At 42.3% G+C, this 1,204-nt stretch carries 1 protein-coding gene; it reads left to right on the forward strand.

Annotation, left to right across the window (positions count from 1 at the left end; translation table 11 throughout):
• Positions 1-108: 108 nt before the first annotated feature.
• Entirely contained in the window at positions 109-1,056 is a 948-nt protein-coding gene (locus tag AB0A61_RS41125; protein WP_003130410.1) for an IS30 family transposase, read from the forward strand.
• The last annotated feature ends 148 nt before the right edge of the window (positions 1,057-1,204 follow it).

Genomic DNA, 1,204 nt, shown 5'->3' on the forward strand with positions numbered 1-1,204 from the left:
GAAAAATCCGCAAATTGTAAAATGAAGTTAGCCACCTTGAGTCAAGCAAAAAACATCTGAATCTCTTATACTAGAAGTTCGACCAAATAGTATAAAAAGGAAATTCAGATGCAAGACTATTCTATCACAAGCCAGAGCAAAGGGAAACACCTGACCAATCAAGACCGTTTAAACATTGAACGTTGGCACAATAAAGAAGGACTGAGCAACCGTGAGATTGCGCGCTTATTGAATAAAGCTCATGGGACGATTGACAGAGAGATGAAGCGAGGGGAAATCCAGCTCAAGCGGAAGGTAAAATACTCTGCTAAAAAGGCTCAAGAAAATTATGAAGGATTGAGGGCTCACAGTGTTCGTCCGAGTAAACTCACGACTGAGATTGATTGTTATGTGAGTACACGTCTTAAAGAAGACAAGGACTCTTTGGAAGTCATTCATCAGGCTCTAAAAGGAGTTTCTCTGAGCAGCCTCTACAATTGGGTCAACTGGGGCTGGTTAGAAGCCAAGCGTCATCATCTTTTCTATCCGCAGTATAAGGCGGCAAAGAAAATCAAACCTCGTGCGCCAAAGCATCCTTTTGGTAAGTCTATTGAAGAACGGCCTGAGTTCATTAACAATCGCTTAGAAGTGGGGCATTACGAGATTGACACGGTCATTCTTACGAGAGCTAAGAACAAGGTGCTTTTGACGCTCACAGAGCGAAAATACCGCACGGAGATCATTCGCTTGATTGATGGGAAAACAGCACAGGCGGTCAATGATGAGCTGGTGGAACTTCAAAAAAGTTATGACTTCAAATCCATTACCCCTGACAATGGCCATGAATTTGCAAGGCTCTCTGAGGTCGTAAGCTGTCCAGTTTACTATGCACACGCCTACGCGAGCTTTGAGCGAGGGACGAATGAAAACCATAACCGAATGATTCGTAGGCATCTGCCAAAAGGCACAACAAAGACGACCCCTGAAGAAGTCGCCGCTATCGAGTATTGGATGAACCATTATCCAAGAAAAATGTTCAACTATAAGAGTTCATATGAGATGAGCTTGGCTGGCTAACTTGGACTTGCAATTTGCGATAAAAAATAAAAGGAGAAAAAATGCAAAGAAAATTAACATTAAATGATGGCAATGTCATTCCCCAATTCGGTTTGGGACTTTATCAGCTTCCAGAAGGAACAGAAACGCAAAATATTGTAAAAACTGC

The sequence above is a fragment of the Streptomyces sp. NPDC046197 genome (genome assembly GCF_040646295.1).
In the GTDB taxonomy this organism is placed as follows: Bacteria; Actinomycetota; Actinomycetes; order Streptomycetales; family Streptomycetaceae; genus Streptomyces.

What these genes read in the sequence shown, in the direction of transcription:
- AB0A61_RS41125 (WP_003130410.1), top strand. Translation starts at nt 109, where the DNA reads ATGCAAGACTATTCTATCACAAGCCAGAGCAAAGGGAAACACCTGACC.